At 64.6% G+C, this 22,814-nt stretch carries 20 protein-coding genes; 5 read left to right on the forward strand and 15 right to left on the reverse strand.

The features are described 5' to 3' along the window. The first annotated feature begins 18 nt into the window (after window positions 1–18). Together AACZ17_RS11760 and AACZ17_RS11765 are read left to right on the forward strand one after the other, a co-directional pair. On the forward strand, window positions 19–1,989 hold the full coding sequence (locus tag AACZ17_RS11760) for a M48 family metalloprotease (protein WP_290746430.1): 1,971 nt from the start codon (window positions 19–21) through the stop codon (window positions 1,987–1,989). A gap of 150 nt (window positions 1,990–2,139) precedes the next feature. Further along, a complete protein-coding gene (locus AACZ17_RS11765; RefSeq protein WP_290746433.1) occupies window positions 2,140–2,535 on the forward strand; it encodes an AraC family transcriptional regulator in 396 nt (131 codons plus the stop codon). A 9-nt stretch (window positions 2,536–2,544) separates the two neighbouring features. Here the strand turns inward: AACZ17_RS11765 and AACZ17_RS11770 are convergent, their stop codons facing one another. The 12 genes from AACZ17_RS11770 to AACZ17_RS11825 all read right to left on the reverse strand — a co-directional run bounded on the left by AACZ17_RS11770 (window position 2,545) and on the right by AACZ17_RS11825 (window position 15,347). After that, window positions 2,545–3,843, reverse strand: coding sequence for an adenylosuccinate synthase (locus AACZ17_RS11770; RefSeq protein WP_290746435.1), 1,299 nt, complete (start codon window positions 3,841–3,843; stop codon window positions 2,545–2,547). 23 nt (window positions 3,844–3,866) lie between these two features. After that, window positions 3,867–5,036, reverse strand: coding sequence for an ATP phosphoribosyltransferase regulatory subunit (locus AACZ17_RS11775; RefSeq protein ID WP_290746437.1), 1,170 nt, complete (start codon window positions 5,034–5,036; stop codon window positions 3,867–3,869). A 9-nt stretch (window positions 5,037–5,045) separates the two neighbouring features. Continuing rightward, entirely contained in the window at window positions 5,046–5,237 is a 192-nt protein-coding gene (locus tag AACZ17_RS11780) for a DUF2065 domain-containing protein (RefSeq protein WP_290746439.1), read from the reverse strand. 124 nt (window positions 5,238–5,361) lie between these two features. Then, window positions 5,362–6,237 (reverse strand): protease modulator HflC, encoded by an 876-nt coding sequence (gene hflC, locus AACZ17_RS11785; protein ID WP_290746442.1) that lies wholly within the window; start codon window positions 6,235–6,237, stop codon window positions 5,362–5,364. Window position 6,238: 1 nt separating this feature from the next. Next, a complete protein-coding gene (gene hflK / locus AACZ17_RS11790; RefSeq protein ID WP_290746445.1) occupies window positions 6,239–7,405 on the reverse strand; it encodes an FtsH protease activity modulator HflK in 1,167 nt (388 codons plus the stop codon). A gap of 65 nt (window positions 7,406–7,470) precedes the next feature. Next, entirely contained in the window at window positions 7,471–8,742 is a 1,272-nt protein-coding gene (hflX, locus tag AACZ17_RS11795) for a ribosome rescue GTPase HflX (protein ID WP_290746448.1), read from the reverse strand. 65 nt (window positions 8,743–8,807) lie between these two features. Further along, window positions 8,808–9,059, reverse strand: coding sequence for an RNA chaperone Hfq (gene hfq / locus AACZ17_RS11800; RefSeq protein ID WP_290746451.1), 252 nt, complete (start codon window positions 9,057–9,059; stop codon window positions 8,808–8,810). 137 nt (window positions 9,060–9,196) lie between these two features. After that, window positions 9,197–10,183 carry a tRNA (adenosine(37)-N6)-dimethylallyltransferase MiaA gene (miaA, locus tag AACZ17_RS11805; RefSeq protein WP_290746454.1) on the reverse strand — a complete coding sequence of 329 codons (987 nt, stop codon included), beginning with the start codon at window positions 10,181–10,183 and terminating at the stop codon, window positions 9,197–9,199. 6 nt (window positions 10,184–10,189) lie between these two features. Then, window positions 10,190–11,992: a DNA mismatch repair endonuclease MutL gene (gene mutL / locus AACZ17_RS11810; RefSeq protein WP_290746459.1), complete on the reverse strand. Its 1,803-nt coding sequence runs from the start codon at window positions 11,990–11,992 to the stop codon at window positions 10,190–10,192. Window positions 11,993–12,012: 20 nt separating this feature from the next. Continuing rightward, window positions 12,013–13,338: an N-acetylmuramoyl-L-alanine amidase gene (locus AACZ17_RS11815; protein WP_290746462.1), complete on the reverse strand. Its 1,326-nt coding sequence runs from the start codon at window positions 13,336–13,338 to the stop codon at window positions 12,013–12,015. A 24-nt stretch (window positions 13,339–13,362) separates the two neighbouring features. Next, on the reverse strand, window positions 13,363–13,839 hold the full coding sequence (gene tsaE, locus AACZ17_RS11820) for a tRNA (adenosine(37)-N6)-threonylcarbamoyltransferase complex ATPase subunit type 1 TsaE (RefSeq protein ID WP_290746465.1): 477 nt from the start codon (window positions 13,837–13,839) through the stop codon (window positions 13,363–13,365). Beyond that, window positions 13,836–15,347 (reverse strand): NAD(P)H-hydrate dehydratase, encoded by a 1,512-nt coding sequence (locus tag AACZ17_RS11825; protein ID WP_290746468.1) that lies wholly within the window; start codon window positions 15,345–15,347, stop codon window positions 13,836–13,838. The genes tsaE and AACZ17_RS11825 overlap by 4 nt, the downstream gene beginning before the upstream one ends. 106 nt (window positions 15,348–15,453) lie before the next feature. On the opposite strand from AACZ17_RS11825, the gene queG reads away from it, so the two are divergent. After that, complete coding sequence (gene queG / locus AACZ17_RS11830) at window positions 15,454–16,602, forward strand: tRNA epoxyqueuosine(34) reductase QueG (protein ID WP_290746471.1); 1,149 nt, start codon at window positions 15,454–15,456, stop codon at window positions 16,600–16,602. Here the strand turns inward: queG and orn are convergent. After that, window positions 16,511–17,056, reverse strand: coding sequence for an oligoribonuclease (gene orn, locus AACZ17_RS11835; RefSeq protein ID WP_290746474.1), 546 nt, complete (start codon window positions 17,054–17,056; stop codon window positions 16,511–16,513). The two genes, queG and orn, sit on opposite strands and share 92 nt — an antisense overlap. 86 nt (window positions 17,057–17,142) lie before the next feature. On the opposite strand from orn, the gene rsgA reads away from it, so the two are divergent. Continuing rightward, window positions 17,143–18,159, forward strand: coding sequence for a small ribosomal subunit biogenesis GTPase RsgA (rsgA, locus tag AACZ17_RS11840; protein ID WP_290746477.1), 1,017 nt, complete (start codon window positions 17,143–17,145; stop codon window positions 18,157–18,159). On the opposite strand, the gene asd is transcribed toward rsgA, so the two are convergent. Together asd and AACZ17_RS11850 are read right to left on the reverse strand one after the other, a co-directional pair. Continuing rightward, on the reverse strand, window positions 18,147–19,019 hold the full coding sequence (gene asd, locus AACZ17_RS11845) for an archaetidylserine decarboxylase (protein WP_290746480.1): 873 nt from the start codon (window positions 19,017–19,019) through the stop codon (window positions 18,147–18,149). The two genes, rsgA and asd, sit on opposite strands and share 13 nt — an antisense overlap. Before the next feature lie 85 nt (window positions 19,020–19,104). Beyond that, entirely contained in the window at window positions 19,105–20,541 is a 1,437-nt protein-coding gene (locus AACZ17_RS11850) for a PhoH family protein (RefSeq protein WP_290746483.1), read from the reverse strand. A gap of 265 nt (window positions 20,542–20,806) precedes the next feature. On the opposite strand from AACZ17_RS11850, the gene AACZ17_RS11855 reads away from it, so the two are divergent. Beyond that, on the forward strand, window positions 20,807–22,798 hold the full coding sequence (locus AACZ17_RS11855) for a VacB/RNase II family 3'-5' exoribonuclease (protein ID WP_290746486.1): 1,992 nt from the start codon (window positions 20,807–20,809) through the stop codon (window positions 22,796–22,798). The last annotated feature ends 16 nt before the right edge of the window (window positions 22,799–22,814 follow it).

A 22,814-nucleotide genomic window follows, 5' to 3' on the forward strand; every position in this document is an offset into this window, starting at 1 on the left:
GGCGCCTGAAGGGCTGCAATGGACTTCTTCGCCCAGCAGGATCTGGCGCGCCGCAACACGCGCCTGCTCACCCTGCTGTTCCTGTGTGCCGTTGCCGCACTCATTGTATTGACCAACGCCCTGGTCGCCGGCTTTCTCTGGTGGGGCGACCACTACAACCTCTACGCGGGCAGCCGCGGCAGCTTCAGGGATTTTCTGCGCTATTTCAGCTGGGAGCGCTTCGGCACGATCGGGCTGGGTATTTCCGCCACCGTGGGCCTGGTGGCAATGGTCAAGTGGCTGCAACTCGCCGCCGGCGGCAAGGTTGTCGCCGAAGCCATGGGCGGCACGCGGATACTGCCCCAGACCAGCGACAGCGCCGAGCGCCGCTGCCTGAATATCGTCGATGAAATCGCGCTGGCCGCAGGTATGCCGGTGCCGCCAGTGTTCGTGATGAATGCGGAGCGCGGCATCAATGCCTTTGCCGCGGGACTGTCGCCGGCCGATGCCGTCATCGGCGTGACGCGAGGCGCCATCACCCACCTGCGGCGCAACGAACTGCAGGGCGTTATCGCGCACGAGTTCAGCCACATCCTGAACGGCGACATGCGCCTCAACATCCGCCTCGCAGCGCTGCTGAAAGGTATTACCTTCATCGGCGATGTCGGCTACATCCTGATGCGTGCCAGCAGCCACCATCGCACCGGGAATGATCGGGACCGCAGCAACGGCGGCCCGGCCCTGCCCCTGCTGGGGCTGGGGCTGTGGATTCTGGGTTGGCTGGGAGGGCTCGCATCCGGTTTTATCAAGGCGGCCATCAGCCGCCAGAAAGAGTATCTGGCAGACGCCTGCGCCGTGCAGTACACCCGCGACAACAGCGGCATTGCCGACGCCCTGAAGGTGATCGGCGGCTACGTGCCCGGTTCCCTGGTGCATACGGCGCGGGCGGATGAACTGTCACACATTTTCTTCGGCCAGATCCGCCACCGCCTGTGGCAACTGTTCGCGACCCACCCGCCGCTGCCAAGCCGCATTCGGCGCCTGGAGCCGGGCTGGAATGGCGCCTACATCACACGCAAGGTGGAGCACTACGAACACGCCCAGCCCCATCCGGCTGCGGCCGAGGTCGGTGTGGGACGCGCAGCGCTGGTGGCAGCAGCGCTGGCGGCGGTGGAGGCCGGCAACGGCCCGCTGGAGGCGCCCGACGCTGCGGATGCGCATTTTGCCGGAGACGGCGCCGAGGCTGAGTTCCCCGCGCATCATGGCCTGCCGCAGGCGTTCCTGCGCTACAGCCACGAACCCCTCGGCGCCAGCGCGCTCATGCTCGCGTTGCTGATCAGCGACGATGCGTCGGTGCAGGCCACGCAGTATGCCCTGCTCAGGGAAAGCGGCGTGCGGGGTCTGGAGGACCTGACGCACACACTGGCACCCGGGGTTGCAGCGTTATCGGCGGGGCAGCGGCTGCCACTGCTGGAACTGTGCCTGCCGGCCCTGAAAAGCCAGTCCGTCGGGCAATACCGACAGTTCAAGCGCCTGCTGCTGGGGCTGATCCGCGCGGACCGCCGCACCGAACTGCTGGAGTGGTGCCTGTACCAGCTGCTGCGCCACTACATAGACCCCGAATTTTTCCAGGTGAAGCCCGCAACGGCGCGGTACCGCAGCCTGCGCAAGGTGCGCGAGCACCTGCGCGTAGTGCTGTCGATGCTCGCCCACAACAGCAGTGGTGACACTCTGCTCTGTTTCCGCACGGCAGCGGAAGCGCTGGATGACTCCGCGTTGACGCTGCTGCCACAGGCAGACTGTTCACTTGCCGCCTTCTCCCGTGCCGTGCGGGAACTCGCGGACTGCTATCCCCTGCTCAAACCCAGAATCCTCAAGGCGATGCGCAAGGCCGCCAACGCCGATGGCCGCGTGAGCGCGCTGGAGCAGGAACTGCTGGCCGCCATTGCCGCCGCCATGGACTGTCCGCTGCCCGATGCCCTGGGGAATCAGGCAAACACCGATCGCTGAACCCTTCCCATCATTTTCGTCCGGAAGCGACGTGCGCAACGCACAGGCACATTTTCTCTGCTATCTTTTCCAGTGTAGCGCGAGCTCCAGGGACGGGGTGCAGAAGCGCTGCCTGCTTCATGACGACACCAGAACAGGGAGGTTCCGGTTATGCAACACCTGCACAGCGCAGCCCCAACCCGGGTTGCACACACCACCACGTCGAACCACACACAGCGCCGCGACAGCCAGTACCGCACGACCGACCGGGTCTTGCAGATTCTGCTGCAGGGAGATCTCTATCGGCTGCGGGTCGAATCCGTTGCCAGCCAGCTGGGGATGAGCGCCACAACGCTGCGACGCCGGCTGCGCATGGATCACACCCACTACCAGTTTCTGCTCGACCGCGCACGACAGTACCGCTGCGAGCAGGCACTGCGTGCGTCGCGGCTACCCGGTAAATGTCTGGCCGACGAGCTGGGCTATCTGGAGGTGAACAGTTTCTACCGCGCCTTCAGGCGCTGGACCGGGGTTGGGTTCAGCGCCTGGAAAGCTCAGCGATTGTAGTGCGCGAGGTCAGACCGCGTCGAAGGGGTGGCGCAGCACAATCGTCTCTACCCGGTCTGGCCCGGTCGAGATGATATCGATCGGAGCGCCGACCACATCCTCGATTTTCTGGATGTAGTCGCGAGCCGCCTTGGGCAGCTCATCCAGGGTGCGTGCACCCACTGTGGACTCGCTCCAGCCGGGCACCTCCTCGTAGAAGGGCACCAGGCCGTCGTAATCGTCGGAATCCACCGGGTTGGGCACCGGCTTGCCGCTGGCATCCACATAGCCTACGCAAATCTGGATGGTTTCCAGGCCGTCGAGAACATCGAGCTTGGTCAGGCACAGGCCGGACACCGAGTTGATGTTGACGGCATTGCGCAGGGCGACCGCGTCGAACCAGCCACAGCGGCGAGGCCGTCCCGTGGTGGCGCCGAACTCGTGTCCGCGTGCCGCGAGGTGGGCGCCGGTAGCATCGAACAGTTCGGTGGGAAACGGCCCGGAGCCGACGCGGGTGGTGTAGGCCTTGGTAATGCCCAGCACATAGTCGAGGAACAGCGGGCCAAAGCCGGAGCCGGTCGCCGTGCCGCCCGCCGTCGTGTTGGAACTGGTCACGAAGGGATAGGTGCCGTGGTCGATATCCAGCAGCGAACCCTGCGCGCCCTCAAACATGATATTGGCGTCGGTTTTCCGGCACTCGTGGAGGATCGCGGTTACATCGGCAATCATGGGCAACAACTCCTGCGCCATCGCCAGTGTTTCCGCCAGCACCGAGTCGTAGTCCAGCGGCGCAACCTTGTAGTAGTGCTGCAACTGGAAGTTGTGGTAATCCATCACCTCACGCAGCTTCTCCGCAAAGCGCTGGGGGTCTTTCAGATCACCCAGGCGCACGCCGCGGCGGGCCGCCTTGTCCTCGTAGGCGGGGCCGATGCCGCGCCCGGTGGTGCCGATCTTGCCCTCGCCACGGCGCGCCTCACGCGCCACGTCCAGCGCCACGTGATAGGGCAGGATCAGCGGACAGGAGGGTGAAATGCGCAGCCGCTCGCGCACCGGCACCCCTTTCTCCTCCAGTGTGCCAATCTCCCTGAGCAGTGCGTCCGGCGCCAGCACCACACCATTGCCGATCAGGCACTGCACATTGGCGCGCAGAATACCCGAGGGAATGAGGTGCAATACGGTTTTCTGCCCGTCGATGACCAGTGTGTGGCCCGCGTTGTGCCCACCCTGGAAGCGCACCACGGCGCTGGCGCGATCGGTCAGCAGGTCGACGATTTTGCCCTTGCCCTCATCGCCCCACTGGGTGCCGAGAACCACTACATTCTTGCTCATGAACATTCAACTCGTCTGATTGATCAGGAATCGAGCGGGCGCAGCGCCCACTCACCGTCAGCTTTTACCAGTTCGCGGTCACACCGCGGATCGGGGCGCTCGCCGGCACAGCGAATGACGATCTCACCGCCCTTGCGCAATGCCGCCACTGCCGCAAGCAGTGCAGGATCGTCGTTGTCCGGCGCACTCACGGCACCCGGCTCATCTGCGCTTGCCGGTACCAGCGCCATCAGGGCCTTGAGGTCGGTAGCAAAGCCGGTCGCCGGTCGCGCGCGGCCGAAGACCTTGCCGACATCGTTGTAGCGACCGCCATTTGCCAGCGCCTGGCCGTGCCCGGGGGCGTAGGCCGCAAACACCATGCCCGTGTGGTAGTGGTAGCCACGCAATTCTGCGAGGTCAAAGTACACGGTAATGCCGGGGTGACTGCGCGCGATCGCGGCGGCCACGGCCTCCAGCGCCGCCACGGCATGCAGCGCGTCCGGCGCTGCCTCCGCCAGCAGTTCGCGCGCCGCATTTAGCACCACCGCATCGCCGTGCAACTCGAGCAGGCCGAGAATCAGCCCGGCGGCCGGGGCCGCGACATCGGCAAGAGCCAGCAGCAGATCCGGGCGGGACTTGCGCTGCAGGGCGTCGAACACCTCCGCCTCCTGCTCCGCCGTCAGTGCCGCCGCCGCGAGCACCGCTTCGTACACACCCACGTGGCCCAGGTCCAGCGTCACCTGGGTGACGCCGGCGGCACCCAGGGTGGCAAGCATGAGCCGGATAATCTCCACGTCGCCCGCCAGGCTGTCGTCGCCGTAAAGCTCCGCCCCCAGTTGAATGGGCGAGCGCGAGGCGAGCAGCGACTTGGGCCGGGTATGCAGGGTCGACCCTGCATAGCAGAGGCGCGTCACACCGGCTTCGGCGAGGCTGTGCGCATCGATGCGCGCCACCTGCGGCGTGATGTCGGCGCGAATGCCCAGGGTACGGCCACTCAGCTGGTCCGTCATCTTGAAGGTCAGCAAGTCGAGATCACGTCCCAGGCCAATCAGCAGCGACTCGGTGAATTCCATCAGGGGGGGGATGACCAGCTGGTAGCCCCACTGCTGGTAAAGGTCGAGAATCTCGCGCCTCAGGCGCTCGACAATGCGCGCCTGCCGGGGCAGCACTTCCTCTACCCCGTCGGGCAATTGCCAGCGATCCACCGTCGTCATAAATGCCCTTTAGTGCACCCAATACAGCATTGCCACCCCGAGCAGCATGCTGCCCAGGCCGACATTGCGGATGACCTTGTCCTGCTGCTGCGCCACCCCGATCACCATCTGTCGCCAGGTGCGGGGGCTCAGGAAGGGCAAGACACCCTCGATAATCAGTACCAGCGCCAGGGCCGCCGGCAGAACCTGCCAGAATTCCACATTATCCCCCTGAAGCCGTGCTCATAAAAAAACCGCGGGGCCAGCGTTTGTGGGTAAAACGCCGGATCCCACGGTTGCAGAATTCTACCACAGGCGCCACTGAAGGCACCTGCGTTTTTTGCCCCTATTGACTGCCTTCGGAATCCTTCAGATAGCGGAAGAAGTCGCTGTCTGGCTGAATCAGCATGATATCGCCGCTGTTCTGGAACGACTCCCGATACGCCCGCAGGCTGCGCGTGAACGAGTAGAACTCGGGATTGCTGTTGAAGGCCTCGGCATAGATATTGGTCGCCAGGGCGTCACCCTCACCACGGATCAGCTGCGCATCGCGGTAGGCGTTCGCCTCCAGTACCGTGACTTCGCGGTCCGCCGCGGCGCGAATACCCTCAGCGAGCTCCTGGCCCAGTGCGCGGTGCTCCCGGGCCTCTTTTTCCCGCTCGGCGTTCATGCGGCGGTACACGGACTCGGAGACATCCGGCGGCAGGTCGATCTGCTTGACCCGCACGTCCAGGACCTCAACGCCGTATTCTTCCAGTGCCACTTCGCTCAGCTCTTCAGTCAGCGCTTCCATCAGCTGGTCACGCTGGCCAGATACCACCTCCTGAATGGTGCGTACCGCCACCTGGTTGCGCAAACCGTCGTTGATTCGCTGCCCGAGCAGCGCGCTGGCTCGCGCTTCCTCACCGTTGGTCGCGGTGTAGAACTTCGCGGTGTCGGCCACACGGAACTTGGCATAGGAATCGACAATCAACGCCTTCTTCTCCTGCGTAAAGAAGCGTTCGGGCGTTGAATCCACCGTCAGCAGCCGTGCCTCGAACTTGCGCACGTTGTTGACGAAGGGCACCTTGACGTGCAGGCCGGGCTTGATGTCCGGATTGACCACTTCACCAAACTGCAGCATCACCGCGCGCTCGGTCTCCTTGACCACAAACACCGTGTTGCTCAGTACGAACAGCGACAGGGCAGCTACCAGCAGCCAGGTCATACCTTTTCCGCCCATCTTAGCGACCTCCTCTGCGGTTATTGGCTGCAGCGGCGTCCTGACGCAGCTGCTCAGTCACGGCGTCGGTCAGCTCGCGTACCGTGTTGGCATCCAGCCGACCGCTGCGCGGCACGCTGGCACCGGACGAGCTGGTCATTTTGTCCAGCGGCAGGTACATCACGTTGTTGCCGCCTTCCACATCCACCATCACCTTGTTGGTGTTGGTGAGCACCTCCTGCACGGCTTCGAGGTACAGCCGCTCACGGGTCACTTCCGGTGCCTTGGCGTACTCGGCCAACAGCGCCTTGAAGCGTTCCGCCTCACCTTCGGCGCTGGCGACCACCTGTTCGCGGTAAGCGCCGGCCTCCTCAAGCACCCGCTGGGCACGGCCGCGCGCTTCAGGCACGATGCCATTGGCATAGGCCTGGGCCTCGTTCTTGAGCCGCTCCTCATCCTCACGCGCCTTGATCACGTCGTCGAATGCGGCCTGCACCTGGCTCGGCGGCTTGGATTCGTCGATGTTCACCTTGATCACACGAATGCCGGTTTCATACATGTCGGTGTAGCGCTGCAGGCGCACCTGCACGTCGGTGCCGATCTGGGCACGCCCCTCAGTCAACACCGAGTCCATGCGGGTATCGCCGACGACATGCCGCAATGCGCTCTGGGCCGCATGCTGCAGGGAATCCTCAGGGTCGCGCACCTTCAGTACGAAACTGGTTGGATCGACGATCACATACTGCACGGACATGCGCACCTCGACGATATTCTCGTCCTGGGTGAGCATGATCTCGCGGAAGGTCGCGGCGCGCACCTTGGTGGTGTTGACGCGAATCACTTCATCGATCAGCGGTGGGTTCCACTGCAGGCCAGGCTGCACAGTCTCGAGGTACTTGCCGAAACGCAGCACCACGGCGCGCTCCTGCTCGTCGACCTGGTACAGCCCCATCAGGCCCCAGACCAGTACAGCGACCAGTGCAATCACCCCCAGCAGGCCGGCGGAGAGGCCGCCACCGCCACCGCCACCCGATGAGCCGCCGCGCCTGGCGCCGCGACCGCCAAACAGGCCGCCGAGCTTCTCCTGCAACTTTTTCAGCGCCTCATCAAGGTCTGGGGGCCCCTGGTCACCGCCGCCCCAGGGATCCTTCGGCTTGTTACTTCCACCACCCGGCTCATTCCAAGCCATACTGAACTCCCATTTTCACCATGTTTGCAGTTTACCAAAACTATCTGAACCCCCGACCCGGGTTCCTAGGGCACCAGCTCTGGCCCCCGCTTCATCAGCCGATTCCAGTCGGCCCGCGGCAGGCGCACGCTCAGGTGTGCTGTACCGTCATCGCCGTACTGTTCCGCCGCCACCGCCCCCATCTGGTACAGCGCGGCACGCAGACGGCCCTGCTGTGGCTGCAGGTGCAGCTCTTCCTCCACCATATCAGCCCCAACGCGCTCGCCGATCGCCTGCAACAGCAGGTCGCGGCCCGCTCCGGTGGCCGCGCTCAGCCACACGCGCTCGGGGACGCCGTGCTCATCGTAATCAATACGCGGCTCCTGCTCCAACAGGTCAAGTTTGTTGAACACCTGCAGCTGCGGGATGTCCTGTGCGCCAATTTCCTCCAGCACAGCCTGCACCTGGTAGATGTTGTCCTCGCGCGCGCCCGCGGCGACATCGATCACGTGCAACAGGAGATCGGCGCTGACCGTCTCCTCCAGCGTCGCCTTGAAGGCCTCGACCAGCTTGTGCGGCAAATGGGCAATGAAGCCCACGGTATCCGCCATGATTACGGGCCCGACTTCTTCCAGCTCCAGCCGGCGCAGCGTGGGGTCCAGGGTGGCAAACAGCTGGTCGGCGGCATACACCTCGGCATTGGTCAGGCGGTTGAACAGCGTCGACTTGCCGGCATTGGTATACCCCACCAGCGCAATAGTGGGCACTTCCGCCCGTCGCCGGGACCGCCGACCCTGGTCGCGCTGGCGCCGCACTTTCTCCAGCCGGGCCAGAATCGACTTGATACGCACCCGGAGCAGACGCCGGTCGGTCTCCAGCTGGGTTTCGCCGGGCCCACGCAGCCCGATACCGCCCTTCTGTCGCTCGAGGTGAGTCCAGCCGCGGACCAGGCGCGTGCTCATGTGTTGCAGTTGCGCGAGCTCCACCTGCAGCTTGCCCTCATGGGTGCGGGCACGCTGGGCGAAGATGTCGAGGATCAGCCCGGTACGATCCAGCACGCGGCATTTGAACTCCCGCTCCAGATTGCGCTCCTGACTGGGGCTCAGCGCGTGATTGAAAATCACCAGCTCCGCCTCGTGCAGCTGCACCTCGTCCAGCACTTCCCGAACCTTGCCGGACCCTATGAAGGTGCGCGAATCCGGTACGTCGCGGCTGCCCACAACAAACGCGACCGGATCACCCCCTGCCGACAGGACCAGTTCCTCGAACTCGCGGGGGTCTTCACGCTCGTCTTCGCTGGCAATGGCGAGGTGCACCAATACGGCGCGCTCGCCGGATGCTGGACGCTCAAAGAACACGCTCGCCTCGGGGGTCGGCTGTGGGTGAGGTGGGGGCGCCGCAGCGCCCGCACAATCTGGGCAGACTAGCTGTCGCCGTCATCATCTTCCGGCGGATTCTGCATGGGCATGCGCACCACGCGGGAGGGGACCACAGTGGAAATGGCGTGCTTGTACACCATCTGGCTGACTGTGTTTTTCAACAGCACGACAAACTGGTCAAATGACTCGATCTGGCCCTGCAGCTTGATGCCGTTCACCAGATAGATGGATACCGGAACGCGCTCCTTACGCAGGATGTTCAGGTAAGGGTCTTGTAGCGTGTGCCCTTTTGACATAACTCTCTCCTTGGCTGGCTCAACTGGAGCCTGATAATAATGGATGTACTCTCGCCTTCTCTCACCCTGGCGGGTCGGTTTGCCGACCCCCGGGGCGCTCCCCGACCGATTGTTGACAGTATAGCTGGTATTCCCCCCTAGATGGGGCTCTCCCGCAGATACTTCAAGGCACAGGTGAGCGAATTTTCATTCAGGTCGCCTGCGCTGTGCTCTGACTCTCCCACCGCACAAACGTTCCCCGCCGCGTTGGTCAGCAACCAGTGTAGCCCCTGCCATTTGCGCAGCCAGGTCAGCTGCCGCTTCGCCAGCTGCCGGGTCGCGGCGACGCCCTGTTGCACCGCTTCCTCCAGGCTGCACTCGCCGTCCAGATGTCGGGAGAGCTGGCGGTAGCCGACAGCACGCAACGCCGGGAGCTCGTTGTGCCCTGCCAACTGCTCGCGCAGCGCGGCAACCTCCTGCAAAAAACCCTGTTCCATCATCTGTGCAAAGCGCTGGGCTATGCGCTGATGCAGCACCCCGCGGTCCCGGGGGCATATGGCCAGCTGCTGCACACGATAGTCACGTACCGGACTCTCCGGCACCTGCTCATGCCATACGCTCAACGGCACACCGCTGCTGGCAAACACTTCCAATGCTCTGCTTATACGCTGCGAGTGGTGAGGGTGGATTGCCGCCGCGGAGACAGGGTCCACCGCCGCCAGCCGCGCATGCAGCGCAGGCCAGCCCTGCGCTGCCGCCTCGGCGGCCAACGACCCTCGCAGCTGCGCGTCGGCAGGGGGCATTGCCGCCAACCCGTCCAGCAGCGCACGGAAATACAGCATGGTGCCACCCACGAGGATCGGCACCCGACCACGTCCGACGATATCCGCGGCAGCGCGCAACGCGTCCTGAACGAATTCCGCTGCGGAGTAGGACTCGGTGGGGTCGCGGATGTCGACCAGGTGATGGGGGTAGTCCGGTTTCGCACTGCCAATATCCAGGCCGCGATACACCAGCGTGCTGTCAACGCTGATCAATTCGCCCCCGAGGGCCTCGGCCAGCCCCACCGCCAGATCAGTCTTGCCGGCGGCCGTCGGCCCGGTGATACAGAGCAACAGCGGCTTCTGCGCCTCCTGTCGGGCCATGTGCGCCTAGCGGCCCCGCAGGAACAGTTTATCCAGTTCCTCCAGCGACATGCGTGTCCAGGTGGGACGCCCATGGTTGCATTGGCCCGCGCGTTCCGTTTCTTCCATGTCCCGCAACAGGGCATTCATTTCCGGCACGCTGAGGCGCCGGTTCGCACGCACCGAGCCATGGCAGGCCATGGTCGACAGGATGTCATCCATATGGGCTTCAATGCGGTCCGAGCTGCCGTATTCGGCCAGATCCGAGAGCACGTCCCGCACCAGGGCTGCCACATCCGAGCCGCGCAGCGTCACGGGGATCTGGCGCACCAGCAGCGACTCCTCACCGGCGACTTCCACCAGCAGCCCCAGGCGCGCGAACACCTCGGCATGGTCCTGGGCCAGGGCCACCTCACGCTCACTGACCGCTATCGCCTCAGGGACCAGCAGGGGCTGGCCGGGAATGGCATCCAGCGCCCTGGCTGCCTTCAGTCGTTCATAGGTGATGCGCTCGTGGGCCGCGTGCATGTCGACCAGCACCAGGCCCTCGGCGTTTTCCGCGAGGATGTAGATACCCTTCAACTGCGCCAGGGCATAGCCCAACGGCGGCACCTCCTCCGGGGTCTCCACCTCGGGCAGCGCGCGGGGATGCAGGCCGGCATAGCTGCGCAGCTGTTCCCCGGACTGCCCCGGCAGGGGTGCGGAGGTCGGCCGGTAGGTCGCCTGCGGCCCCCAGCCCAGGCCGGGCTGGCGGGCGATCTCACCGGTTGTCGTATCTACCGCCAGGCCCTCGGGCGTCGCCACAGGCGGTGGCGCCGCGGCGGGCCTGACATCCGCCAGCGCGCGGTGCAGACCGCTGAAAATACACTGGTGTACGGCACGACTGTCCCGGAAGCGCACCTCGTGCTTGCCGGGGTGCACATTGACGTCCACCTGTGCCGGATCAAGCTCGAGAAAGAGCACAAAGGCAGGGTGGCGGCCGTGATAGAGCACGTCGCGGTAAGCCTGTTTCACTGCGTGCGCCACCAGTTTGTCGCGAATCACCCGGCCGTTGACAAAGAAATACTGCAGGTCTGCCTGACTGCGGGAAAAGGTCGGCAGCCCCAGCCAACCCCAGAGCCGCATATCGCCGCGATCGACTTCGATAAACAGTGCCTGCTCCATGAAAGCCGGGCCACACACGGCGGCAACACGTCGCTGCCGCTCCGCCTCCGATGCGGCACCTGCCAGGCTGTGAATCACCTTGCCGTTGTGGCGCAAGGTGAAGCCGACATCGAAGCGCGACAGGGCCAGGCGCTTGACGACCTCTTCCAGGTGATTGAACTCGGTTTTTTCCGTACGCAGGAACTTGCGCCGCGCCGGCGTGTTGAAGAACAGGTCGCGGACCTCTACCGTGGTGCCCCGTGGGTGGGGTGCAGGGCGCAGCTGCACGTCCATGTCACGCCCCTCGCAGAGTGCACTGCACCCCTCGCTGGTCCCGTCGCGGTGATTGCTGGTGAGCGTCAGCCGCGACACCGAGCCGATGGAGGCCAGTGCTTCGCCGCGAAAACCGAGGCTGCCCACGCGCTCCAGGTCGTCCAGGGACGCGATCTTGCTGGTAGCGTGGCGGGACAGCGCCAGCGGCAGGTCTTCCGGATCGATCCCGGAACCGTTATCCCGGATACGGATCAGCTTGCAACCCGCAGCCTCGATATCGATGTCGACTCGCGTGGCACCGGCATCAAGGCTGTTTTCAAGCACTTCCTTGACGACGGAGGCGGGTCGCTCAACCACTTCGCCGGCGGCGATCTGGTTGGCTAGCCTCGGGCTGAGGCGCTGGATTCTGGACATGAATGGGGCTTCAGTCGGGCTCAGGTCGCAGGGATTTTCAGCGTTTGACCTACCATGATGTGCGAGGAATCACGCAGGCCGTTGTGTTCCCGCAGACGGCGAACCGGCACATTGAAACGCTGGGCGATGCCCGAGAGTGTATCACCTCGGGCAATGGTGTACTCCTGATCACCCTGCTGCTTGCGCTGGGCAATCAGCGTGCCCGGCGGTGGCTGGGCCAGAAACCAGTCACGAATACCGGCGTGAATGGCCTGTGCCACCTTTTGCTGATAGGCACGGGTGCTGAGCTTTTGTGCCTCACCGGGGTTGGAGATAAAGCCGGTCTCGACCAGGATGGAGGGAATGTCAGGTGACTTCAGCACCGCAAAGCCGGCCTGCTCGACATTGCGCTTGTGCAGCCGGGCCACCGTATCCATACGCGACAGCACCTTGGCGCCGACTTTGAGGCTGTGGTCCAGTGTATTGGTCATGGAGAGATCGGTGAGCACGCTGGCCAGCACGTCATCCTTGTCACCCAGACGCACACCGCCGATCAGGTCTGCCGCGTTTTCGCGCTGCGCAAGGTAACTGGCGGCGGTGCTGGTGGCGCCGCGGGTCGACAGCGCGTACACCGACGCGCCGTTGGCTTCACGGCGCGTAAACGCGTCTGCGTGGATGGAGACAAACAGGTCAGCCTGCCGCTGACGGGCAAGGTCGCGGCGCCCCTTGAGGCTGACGTAGTAATCGCCCGTGCGGATCAGGGTCGGGCGAAACCCCTCATCGCGCTTGAGCAAGGACTCCAGCTCCCGGGAAATGGCCAGCACGATATCCTTTTCACGCTGCCGATTGGGGCCGATGGCACCAGGGTCCTCACCACCGTGCCCCGCATCAATGGCAATCACGATGTCGCGACTGCCGCGCTCCGTCGCGGCGGACGTCTTCACCGGCTCGGCCGTGACAGCCTTCTCGCTAACGGGGTTCCGGTCGTAGAGATCCAGCACCAGCCGGTCGCCGGCCTGGGCGTTGGCCTTGAGCGCAAAACTGCGCGGGTCCACGGCGGCACGCACATCGAACACCACACGCAGGTCGCGCCCTTCACGGACCCCCGAGCGCACCAGTGAAATCGGCGTGTTGGCCAGTTCCAGGCCGCTCAGGCTGGCTTTCAGCGTGGCGTTGCTGACATCGAGGACAATGCGGTCGGGATTGCTGAGGGTCAACAGGCGATGATCCGCCGGGCCGCTCAGGTCAAACACCACACGTGTGTGATCCGGCGCACGCCACAAGCGGACGTCATGCACCTCCACTGCCAGCGCCGTCGATACACACAGGCACCACAGCACCAGACTCGCCCAGAAACCCCTGTTCATCTCACTCCAGACGCGTATCCGTCGCTATGCTCGGGCCGCGGATTGCCAGCGCGCCAGGATGTGTTCACCCACATCGCTTCCAGCCTGCACCTGCAGGCTGCGCCCGCTACCCGCTGCGGTTATGGTAATCGCTAAATCTGCCCGGGGCAAAACTCCCGCGCCACGTTCGGGCCACTCCACCAGACACAGGCTGTGCGGGCCAAAGTAGTCCCATATCCCCATGAATTCGAGCTCCGCCGGGTCGGCGAGCCGGTACAGATCGAAGTGAAAAACCTCCAGCTCACCGAACTGATAGGGCTCTACCAGCGTGTACGTGGGGCTTTTCACCGCACCCCGATGACCGAAACTCTGCACCAGACCGCGGCTCAGGGTGGTCTTGCCCATACCCAGGCCGCCGCAGAGATACACGACCGCACCGGGCTGGCTGGCCGCCCCGAGCAGAGCGCCCAGACGCACCATGGCGGCTTCATCCGGTACCGAAAACGTAGCCGCTGCCGTCATCCCAGCAGTTTCCTCAGTGGCAGCATCAGATCGCTGGCCAGCAGGCCGCGCTGTCCCGCGGCCGCCGCCAGGTCCGCTGCCGCACCGTGTGCACAGGCCGCCAGCGCGGTGGCCTCCAGGGGACTGAGGCCCTGCGCCAGCAGGGCACCAATCACGCCGCTCAGTACATCGCCCATGCCCCCCGACGCCATGCCGGGATTGCCGTAATCCGCCAGCAGCTGCTGCTGTCCGTCGGCAATCAGGCTGCCGTTACCCTTCAACAGCACAACCCCGCCAAGCCGTGCCTGCAACGCGTCCGCCGCGGCAAACCGGTCACACTGCACTGCCGCCGTGGAACCGCCCAGCAGACGCGCGGCCTCCCCCGGATGCGGGGTATAGACCCGGTTTTCGTGCAACACCGCCGATTCCCGCGGCAATTCCGCCAGCAGGTTCAGGGCGTCTGCATCAATCACCACTGGCTGCGGTGCCGCCAGCGCCACCTGCAGCAGTTGGCCGGACCAGCTGCTGCGACCGAGGCCCGGCCCCAGCACAATAACATCCGCGCCGGCCAACAGCGGCTGCAGTTCCTGCCCTGAGCGCACCGCGCTGACCATCGCTTCCGGTGTGCGCGCGACGATTGCGGTCAGATGCTCTGGCCGCGTCGCCACCCGTACCAGACCTGCGCCGCAGCGCAGTGCGGCTTCTGCGGCCAGTGCCACCGCGCCGGGAAAGCCGTAATCGCCGCCCACCACCAGCACCGTGCCGTAATCACCCTTGTGGCTGGCCGCGGGGCGTTGCGGCCATGCGCTGAGCAGGCGCTGCAGATCGAGGCGGCGCCAGGCCGGCGCTACCGACTGCAGTGCCTCTGTGGGCAGCGCGAGATCAGCGTACTCGAGCTGGCCGCTGCAATCGGGGCCGTGCAGAGTGAACAGACCGCGCTTGCGGGCAATGAAGGTGACCGTGAGGTGGGCGCGCACCGCCGTGCCGAGCACGCGCCCGGTATCGGCGCAGAGCCCGGAGGGTATATCCAGGGCCACTACCGGCTGGCCTGCACGGTTCAGCGCGTCGATCGCGGCGGCGAAGGGCTCGCGAACATCGCCTCCCAGACCGGTGCCAAGCAGGGCATCGACCAGTACACCCTCGGCCTCCAGCGCATTGCCGGTAAACGGCGCTACGGGCACGCCATTGGCCAGCGCCTGCTCGCGGGCGCGCAACGCGTCGCCGCGGATTTTCGCCGGGTCTCCCACCTGCAGCACCCGCACCGGTATGTTGCGGCGACGGGCCTGATCGGCCAGCAGATAGCCATCGCCGCCATTGTTCCCGGTGCCGCAGAGCACCTGCAGCAAGGCAGGCTGGGGCCAACGCAGCAGGAGCTGGCGCAGGGCCGCAGCGGCCGCCCGGGACATCAGTACCGCGCCTTCGATGCCAGCGCGCTCAATCGCCCACTGATCCAGCGCGCGCGTCTCGCTGGCACTGTACAAACCTTCGTGCTCCGAGGCGTTGAAACCCTGCCTGACTGACGTCGCCAAAACCAACCTCGCGCTGCTACACTGGCGAGCCCGGAATACGCCCGCAAACCCGCGGATTATAGGCAGCTTTCCCTGCCCGGCCCAGCCCTATGCACAGCAAAGCCCGATGGCACCGACACTGACCCCACAGCAGGAGAGCGCGCTGCGCCAGCGCATCGACACCTGGACCCGGGAGCTGGGGTTCAGTCAGTGGGCGGTGAGCGACATCGACCTCACTGCCCACGAGCCTTACCTGCAGAAGTGGCTGGATGCTGGCTATCACGGCAGCATGGAGTACATGGCGCGACACGGGCTGCGCCGCGCGCGGCCCGCGGAGCTGGTACCCGGTACCTTCCGGGTCATTACCGTGCGCATGGACTATCTCGCTGCAGACACCCGGCCGCTGCAGGTGCTTGCATCCACGGAAAAGGCCTACATATCACGCTACGCACTGGGACGGGACTACCACAAACTGGTGCGCAAGCGGCTGGCGCGACTCGCGGAGCTGATCGAGGGCGCCGCGGCAGCGGGGCAGTACCGCGCTTTCGTGGACAGCGCACCCGTGCTGGAGCGTGCCCTCGCAGAGCGCGCAGGGATGGGCTGGCTGGCAAAAAATACGCTGTTGATCAACGAGCGCGCAGGCTCCTGGTTCTTCCTCGGAGAAATCTACACCGACCTGCCCCTGAACCCGGATCCGCCGCAGGCGAGCAAGCACTGCGGCAGCTGTACCGCCTGCCTCGACATCTGCCCGACCCGGGCATTCACTGCTCCCTACACGCTGGATGCGCGCCGCTGTATCTCCTACCTGACCATCGAGCACCGCGGCAGCATCGACCCCGAGCTTCGTCCCCTCATGGGCAACCGGGTATTCGGCTGCGATGACTGCCAGCTGGTCTGCCCCTGGAACAAGTTCGCGCGGCACAGCGAAGAGGCAGACTTCCAGCCGCGCCACGCGCTGCAGGACAGTGAACTGGTGGCACTGTTTCTCTGGGACGAGGCGACCTTCCTGGCACGCACGGAGGGCTCCGCGCTGCGCCGCATCGGACACGAGCAGTGGTTGCGCAACCTGGCCGTGGGCCTGGGCAACGGCCCGGCGACTCCGCGCGCCATGGCGGCACTGGCATCCCGCCTTGCACACCCTTCAGCGCTGGTCCGCGAACATGTGCAGTGGGCGCTGGACACGCTCAGGGCGCGCGCAGGAAATGCTCCCGGTAGTAGCGCAGCTCGGCAACCGATTCACGAATATCGTCCAGCGCCTGGTGACTCCCGGCCTTGACCACCCCCGCTTCCAGCTCGGGCCGCCACAGGCGCATGAGTATTTTCAGGGTGCTGACATCCAGGTTGCGGTAGTGGAAAAAGGCCTCCAGCTGCGGCATGTGTCGCGCCAGGAAACGTCGATCCTGGCAGATGGTATTGCCGCACATGGGGGAGCTGCCGGCTGGAACCCACTCCGCGAGGAAGGCGAGAGTTTCCGCCTCCGCGGCGGCGGCGTCGATGCGACTGTTGCGGACGCGCTCCACCAGGCCGGAACGCGTGTGGTGGGTCGTGTTCCACTCGTCCATTTGCGCCAGCACGGAATCGGGCTGATGCACGGCGATCACCGGCCCCTCGGCAAGGGTGTGCAACGCACTGTCGGTGACAATCGTCGCCATCTCGATGATCACGTCCCGCTCCGGGTCCAGGCCAGTCATTTCCAGATCCACCCAGATCAGGTTCCCCTGCTGCTGCATACCCTCACATCCTGTTGCTTTACGCGCCGCCGGGCAGTGTAACAAATTGCCTGTACAGCGCCACGTCGGGCACCAATAATGGCGCCATGAGCAAACGCAAACTGAGTCGCCAGCAGAGTTTCCGCATCCGCAGGATCCAGGAGGAGCGCACGGCGCGTGCACAGCGACGGGACGCCAGGGCGGACGAAGCGCTTGGGGCAGGCGAACTGGGGCCGGAGCAGAGCGGGCTGGTGATCGCTCACTACGGCACCCAGGTGGACATCGAGGATGACACCGGGCACAGCCAGCGCTGCCACCTGCGCGCCAATCTGGATGGCCTGGTCACCGGAGATCGGGTGACCTGGTGCCCCGGTGACAGCACCGGCGTTGTGGTGGCGCGCGAGCCGCGTCATAGTGAGCTGCGCCGGCCAGACCCCTACGGCAAGCTGAAAGCCATCGCCGCCAACATCGACCAGATACTGGTGGTGATCGCACCGCTGCCGGAGCCTCATGCAAACCTTATCGACCGCTACCTGGTCGCCGCCGAGGTCGTCGGTATCGAACCGGTGCTGGTGCTGAACAAATGTGACCTCCTGGCGCAGGACGCCGACCTTCGCGCGCGCCTGGACGCACTGCTCGCCATCTACCCGACGCTGGGGTACCGGGTGCTGGAAGTCAGCAGCCAAAGCGGCAGCCTGGCCCAGCTTCGGCAAGCCCTGCAAGCGCGTGTCAGCGTGTTTGTTGGGCAATCGGGGGTTGGCAAGTCGTCCCTGGTCAATACACTGCTGCCCGGTGCGGAGCTACGGGTCGGCGAGCTGTCCGCACTGCGCCAGAAAGGCACCCACACCACGACCACCGCACAGCTGTTTCACCTGCCGGGGGGAGGCAGCCTGATCGATTCACCGGGCATTCGCGAATTCGGCCTGTGGCACATGCAACGTGAGCAGGTTGAATACGGTTTTCGGGAATTTCGCCCCCTGCTCGGGCACTGCCGCTTTCGCGATTGCTGCCACAAACATGAGCCGGGCTGCGCGATCCTGGAAGCGGCGGCCAGGGGCGCGATCAGCCCGGCCCGGCTGGACAGCTACCGGCACATTGTGGAGAGCCTCAATCAGCCCGAGTGAGCGCCTGCGCCCTGCGACAGGCTGCCCAGCGGCTGGCCGAGCCGGGTGGCACTGCCCGCCTGCAGCGCGGGGTCCCACTCCACGGCGCCCTCCGGGAACAGGAGGATGACCGTCGAGCCCAGTTTGAAGCGCCCCATCTCCTCGCCTTGTGCAAGCCGCACCGACGTTGGCAGGCTGCGGTAGTCGCGATCGCGCACAGCGCGGGGTGGCGGTGCCACCTGGCCCTCCCACACGGTATCGATGCCCGCCACAATCATGGCGCCCACCAGCACTAGCGCCATCGGCCCCGCGGGCGTCTCGAAATAGCAGATCAGTCGTTCATTGCGGGCGAACAGGCGGTCAACGCCTTCAGCCGTCGTGCCGTTGACCGAAAACAGCTTCCCCGGCACATAGCGGGTGGCGACCAACTCACCCTCAATGGGCATGTGTACGCGGTGATAATCGCGGGGGGACAGGTAGATGGTGGCAAAGTGACCGTTGCGAAACTGTGCCGCGCGCTCCTCGTCCCCGCCCAGCAGCGCCCAGGTGGAATAGCGACGACCCTTGGCCTGCAGCAGACTGTGTTCCTCAATACGCCCTATCTGGCTTACCGCGCCGTCGGCCGGACACACCAGGCCGGCAGCCGCCAGAGGCCGCGCCCCGGGACGCAGTGGGCGGGTAAAAAAGGCATTGAAATTGGCGTAGGCCTCCGGGTAGCGCTCCTCAGCCTCGTTCATGTCAACGCCAAACGCGCGAATGAACGTGGCGATCATCCCGTTCTTCAACCAGCGCGGGTGCCGCACTTCGGCCAGCCAGCCCACAAGGCGTGACAACGCATGCTGTGGGACCAGGTACTGCAGCAGAATGAAAACAGCGTTCATAGGCTATGAATTCCGGGATCAGGTACGGGGCGCTGCGTGCGAGCAGCGCCCCGTACCTTAGCAGAAAAGCACCCGAAGGGCAGCGCTACAGCTGCTCCTCGGCGAACGCTGCCAGACGGGAACGCACAATGCCGTTCACGTGCATGATGCCCGCGTGGGGGTATGCCTTGGTTTTCTCCACCAGGTAGGTCAGCCCGGAGGTCAACGGCGATATGTATTTGTTGTCGATCTGCGCCAGGTTCCCCAGCACCACAATCTTGGAGTCTGCCCCCACCCGGCTGATTACCGACTTCAACTGGAACTGGCTGAGCCCCTGGGCTTCGTCGATGATGATGTAGGCGTTGTTGAAGGAGCGGCCACGCATGAAATTCAACGATTTGAACTGGATATTGGCGCGCTCTTTCACATAGGCGATGCTCCCGTGGCAGGATTCGTCGGTACCGTGCAGGATCTCCAGATTGTCATCGAAGGCCGCCAGCCAGGGCGCCATCTTCTCCTCCTCAGTACCCGGCAGGAAACCGATATCCTCGGCGATGGGTGGCGTTGAGCGCGCCACGATAAGCTTGCTGAACCGCTTTTGCTCGAGGATCGCGTGCAGACCATAGGCCAGTGCCAGCAGCGTCTTGCCCGAGCCGGCCGGGCCAGTCATCACCGTCATGTCGACGTTGTCGTTCTCCAGTAACGACATCGCCATGGCCTGCTCGAGATTCCGCGGCGCCAACCCCCAGAAGCGACGGTGCATCAACTTGTCGCGGCTGTCGCAGTGCAGATACACGTACTCACTGTCGATACGCTTGACGAACGCGATGAACGCCTGGTCGTCATAGAGGAACATGTTCGGGTAGACATCGGGCAGGGACCGGCGCGGAATGCGGTGCAGGGTGCAATCGCCTTCGCGCAGGGTATCCACCTCGGAGATATCCGACCAGAAATCACCCTGGATGTGTTCATAGCCGCGCGCCAGCAGGTCGATATCATCCAGCACCCGGTCGCGGCGATAGTCCTCCACATGCACCAGGCCGGACCCCTTGGCCTTGATGCGCATATTGATGTCCTTGGTGACCAGGCAAACGAAAGCCGCCGGGTTTTCCGCCTGCAGCCGCAGGGCCACGTTGATAATGCGGTTATCGTTGGCCTGATCCTGGGTCACGTCGAGGTAGGGCACATCGCTGGCATCACTGAGCAGCTGGTCCGGGTAGATGGCCAGAGTGCCCGGCACCCCGTCCATGTTGCTGCCGGGGATCGGCACCCCTGCCTGTATGGCCTGAGGCGACGCAGTATCAACGACCTTGTCGATCATCTGGATCGCAATACGCGCCTCGCGGCTCACCGTTTTCTCATGGCGGTCCTTGATGTGATCAAGCTCCTCCAGCACCGTCATGGGAATGACCACGTGGTGCTCGTTGAAGGCGGTTACCGCCGTGGGATCGTGCAGCAGGACGTTGGTGTCCAACACGTAGGTTTTCTTGACAACGGCCTTGAGCGGGGTTTTTTCGACGCGCAGGGGTGAGCCTGAGTCCATAGTGACATCCTCATGGGTGGGCATTCAGTGCTGGGGGGCGAGTGGTGTGCGGGGCGTACTGCCGGCGTCCGGGGCCGGGGTGGGGATAAGCGAAAACAACCGGGTTGTCTCAAATGCGCTTCCTGGTAACAGCGAAACCAAAGCGTGCCTCGATTACAAACCCTGCGCCCCACAATGTCAACGTCCGGGGAATCCTGACAGCACCGCCGTTTTCGGCTAGGATAGCCAGCTTGTTCAGCCACCAGCCAAAGACTCGATTGCCGCGATGCTCAACCCGGACTCTCTCGCCCAGCTCAAGGGCCTCAAATCCCAGATGGAGGCCGAGAAAGAGCGCGCCGACGCGGTGATAAAGGGCACCCAGTCCCGCTACGGCTTTGCCGTGCTCGCGGACGGCCGGGAGATTTTCGTGCCGCCGGATGAGATGCTGAAGGCATTCCCGGACGATCGTGTTCGCGTCTGCGTGCGCCCCTCGGGCGACAACAAGCTGATCGCCGATATCGAAAAGCTGATCGACAGCCCGCTGGGCGACTTCAGCGGCCGCTGTGTGCGCAAGGGCAAGGCGCTGTTCGTGCAGCCGGACCTGCCCCAGCTTAAGCGCTGGCTGTTCATACCGCCACACGCCCGCAACGGTGTGCGTGAGGGCGACTATCTGCGCTGCGCGATCCTCCGCCACCCCATCCGGGACGGCAAGCCGCAGGCCAAGGTGTTGCAGGTGCTGGGTAACGACAGCACCCCGGGCATCGAGAACCTCTACAGTATTGCCAAGTACCGGCTTGCCGCCGGCTGGAGTCCACCGGCGCTGCGCGACATGGAAAAGCGTATTGCTGACGTGCGGCCACTGGACGACGAGCGGCGCAGGGACCTCACCGACCTGGAATTTGTCTCGATTGATGCAGCCAAGACGCAGGATATCGACGACGCGTTGTACGCCGACATCAGCAGCGACGGCTGGACGCTGTATGTAGCGATCGCCGACCCCAGTGCCTGGGTGCCCGCCGACTCCAGCCTGCGTCAGGACATTGCGGCACGCGGCACCACCGTGTATTTCCACGGCGATGTACTGCCCATGCTGCCCGAGCAGATGGCCCAGGACACCTGCGCGCTGTCCGAGGGGAATGATCGCGCGGCCCTGGTCTGCAGGATATCCGTCAGTGACAGCGGCCGCGTGGGTGCCTTCGAGTTTATTGAGGCCACGGTGCGCTCCCGGGCCAAGCTGTCCTACTTCGCCGTGGATCGCTACCTCAACGGTCACGGCGACGACCTCATGAGCCACGCCACACCGCTGGAGGCGCTCTATCAGGTGTACCGCGCGCTGCGCGCCCAGCGTGAGGCAGAAGAACTGGTGATGGAAGATCGCCGCGAGTATCGCTGGATCCTCAACGACCAGAAGCAGATTGAGACGATAGAGCCCCACGAGAAGCTGCTGTCGCAGAAGCTGGTTGAAGAGTGCATGATCGCCGCCAACCGCTGTGCCGCCCGCTTTCTTGCCGAGCATGATGGCAGTGGCCCGTTTGTCACCCACCCGGGCTTTCGCAGCGACCGACTCGAGGAATGCCGTAAATTCCTTGCCCTGCATGCACCGGAAGTCGCCGGGTTGGACCCGACCTCGCGCGAGGGATACCGCGACATCATGCGGCGCCTCGCCGCCAGCGAGAACCAGCTACCACTGCGGGCCATGATCAACCGCCTGCTGACCCGTGCAGAGCTGTCGACCCGCGCCGGGCTGCACATGGGCATGGCCCTGGAGTGCTACACCAACTGCACCTCGCCCCTGCGCAAGTACGTTGATTACCTTGTACACCTGCAGATCAAGGCGGTGCTGCGTGGTGAGCCGGCACAGCTGGTCAGTGCTGCCGAATTAACCGCGCTGAAGGAGCGCCTGGGTAACGTGCGCGCCGCGACGCAGGAGGCCGAACGGTGGCTGGCCAGCAGATACCTGGCACGCATCGCCGGTGAAAGAACCGACGGCTTCAGTGGACGCATTGTGCACATCAACAGCTCCGGCATGAGCGTGCGCCTGCTGGACTGCGGCCTGGAGGGCTTTATCGACCTGCGCAAGGATCCCGAGAAATTCAGCTACGACAAGTGGACAGCGAGCCTGACCAGCACCACACGGCGCTTCCACCTCGAACAGACTATTGAGGTGGATTACCTGGGCTGCGACGTCGAGAACGGCTACCAGACGCTGTTTGCGGTGCGCCCGGGCAGTGGCCTGAAGCCGCCGAAGGAACCCGCGACCAGCTCACCAGCCAGCTGATTGCGTCCCTGGCCGG

The organism is uncultured Haliea sp. (assembly GCF_963973825.1).
Taxonomy (GTDB): Bacteria; Pseudomonadota; Gammaproteobacteria; order Pseudomonadales; family Halieaceae; genus Haliea.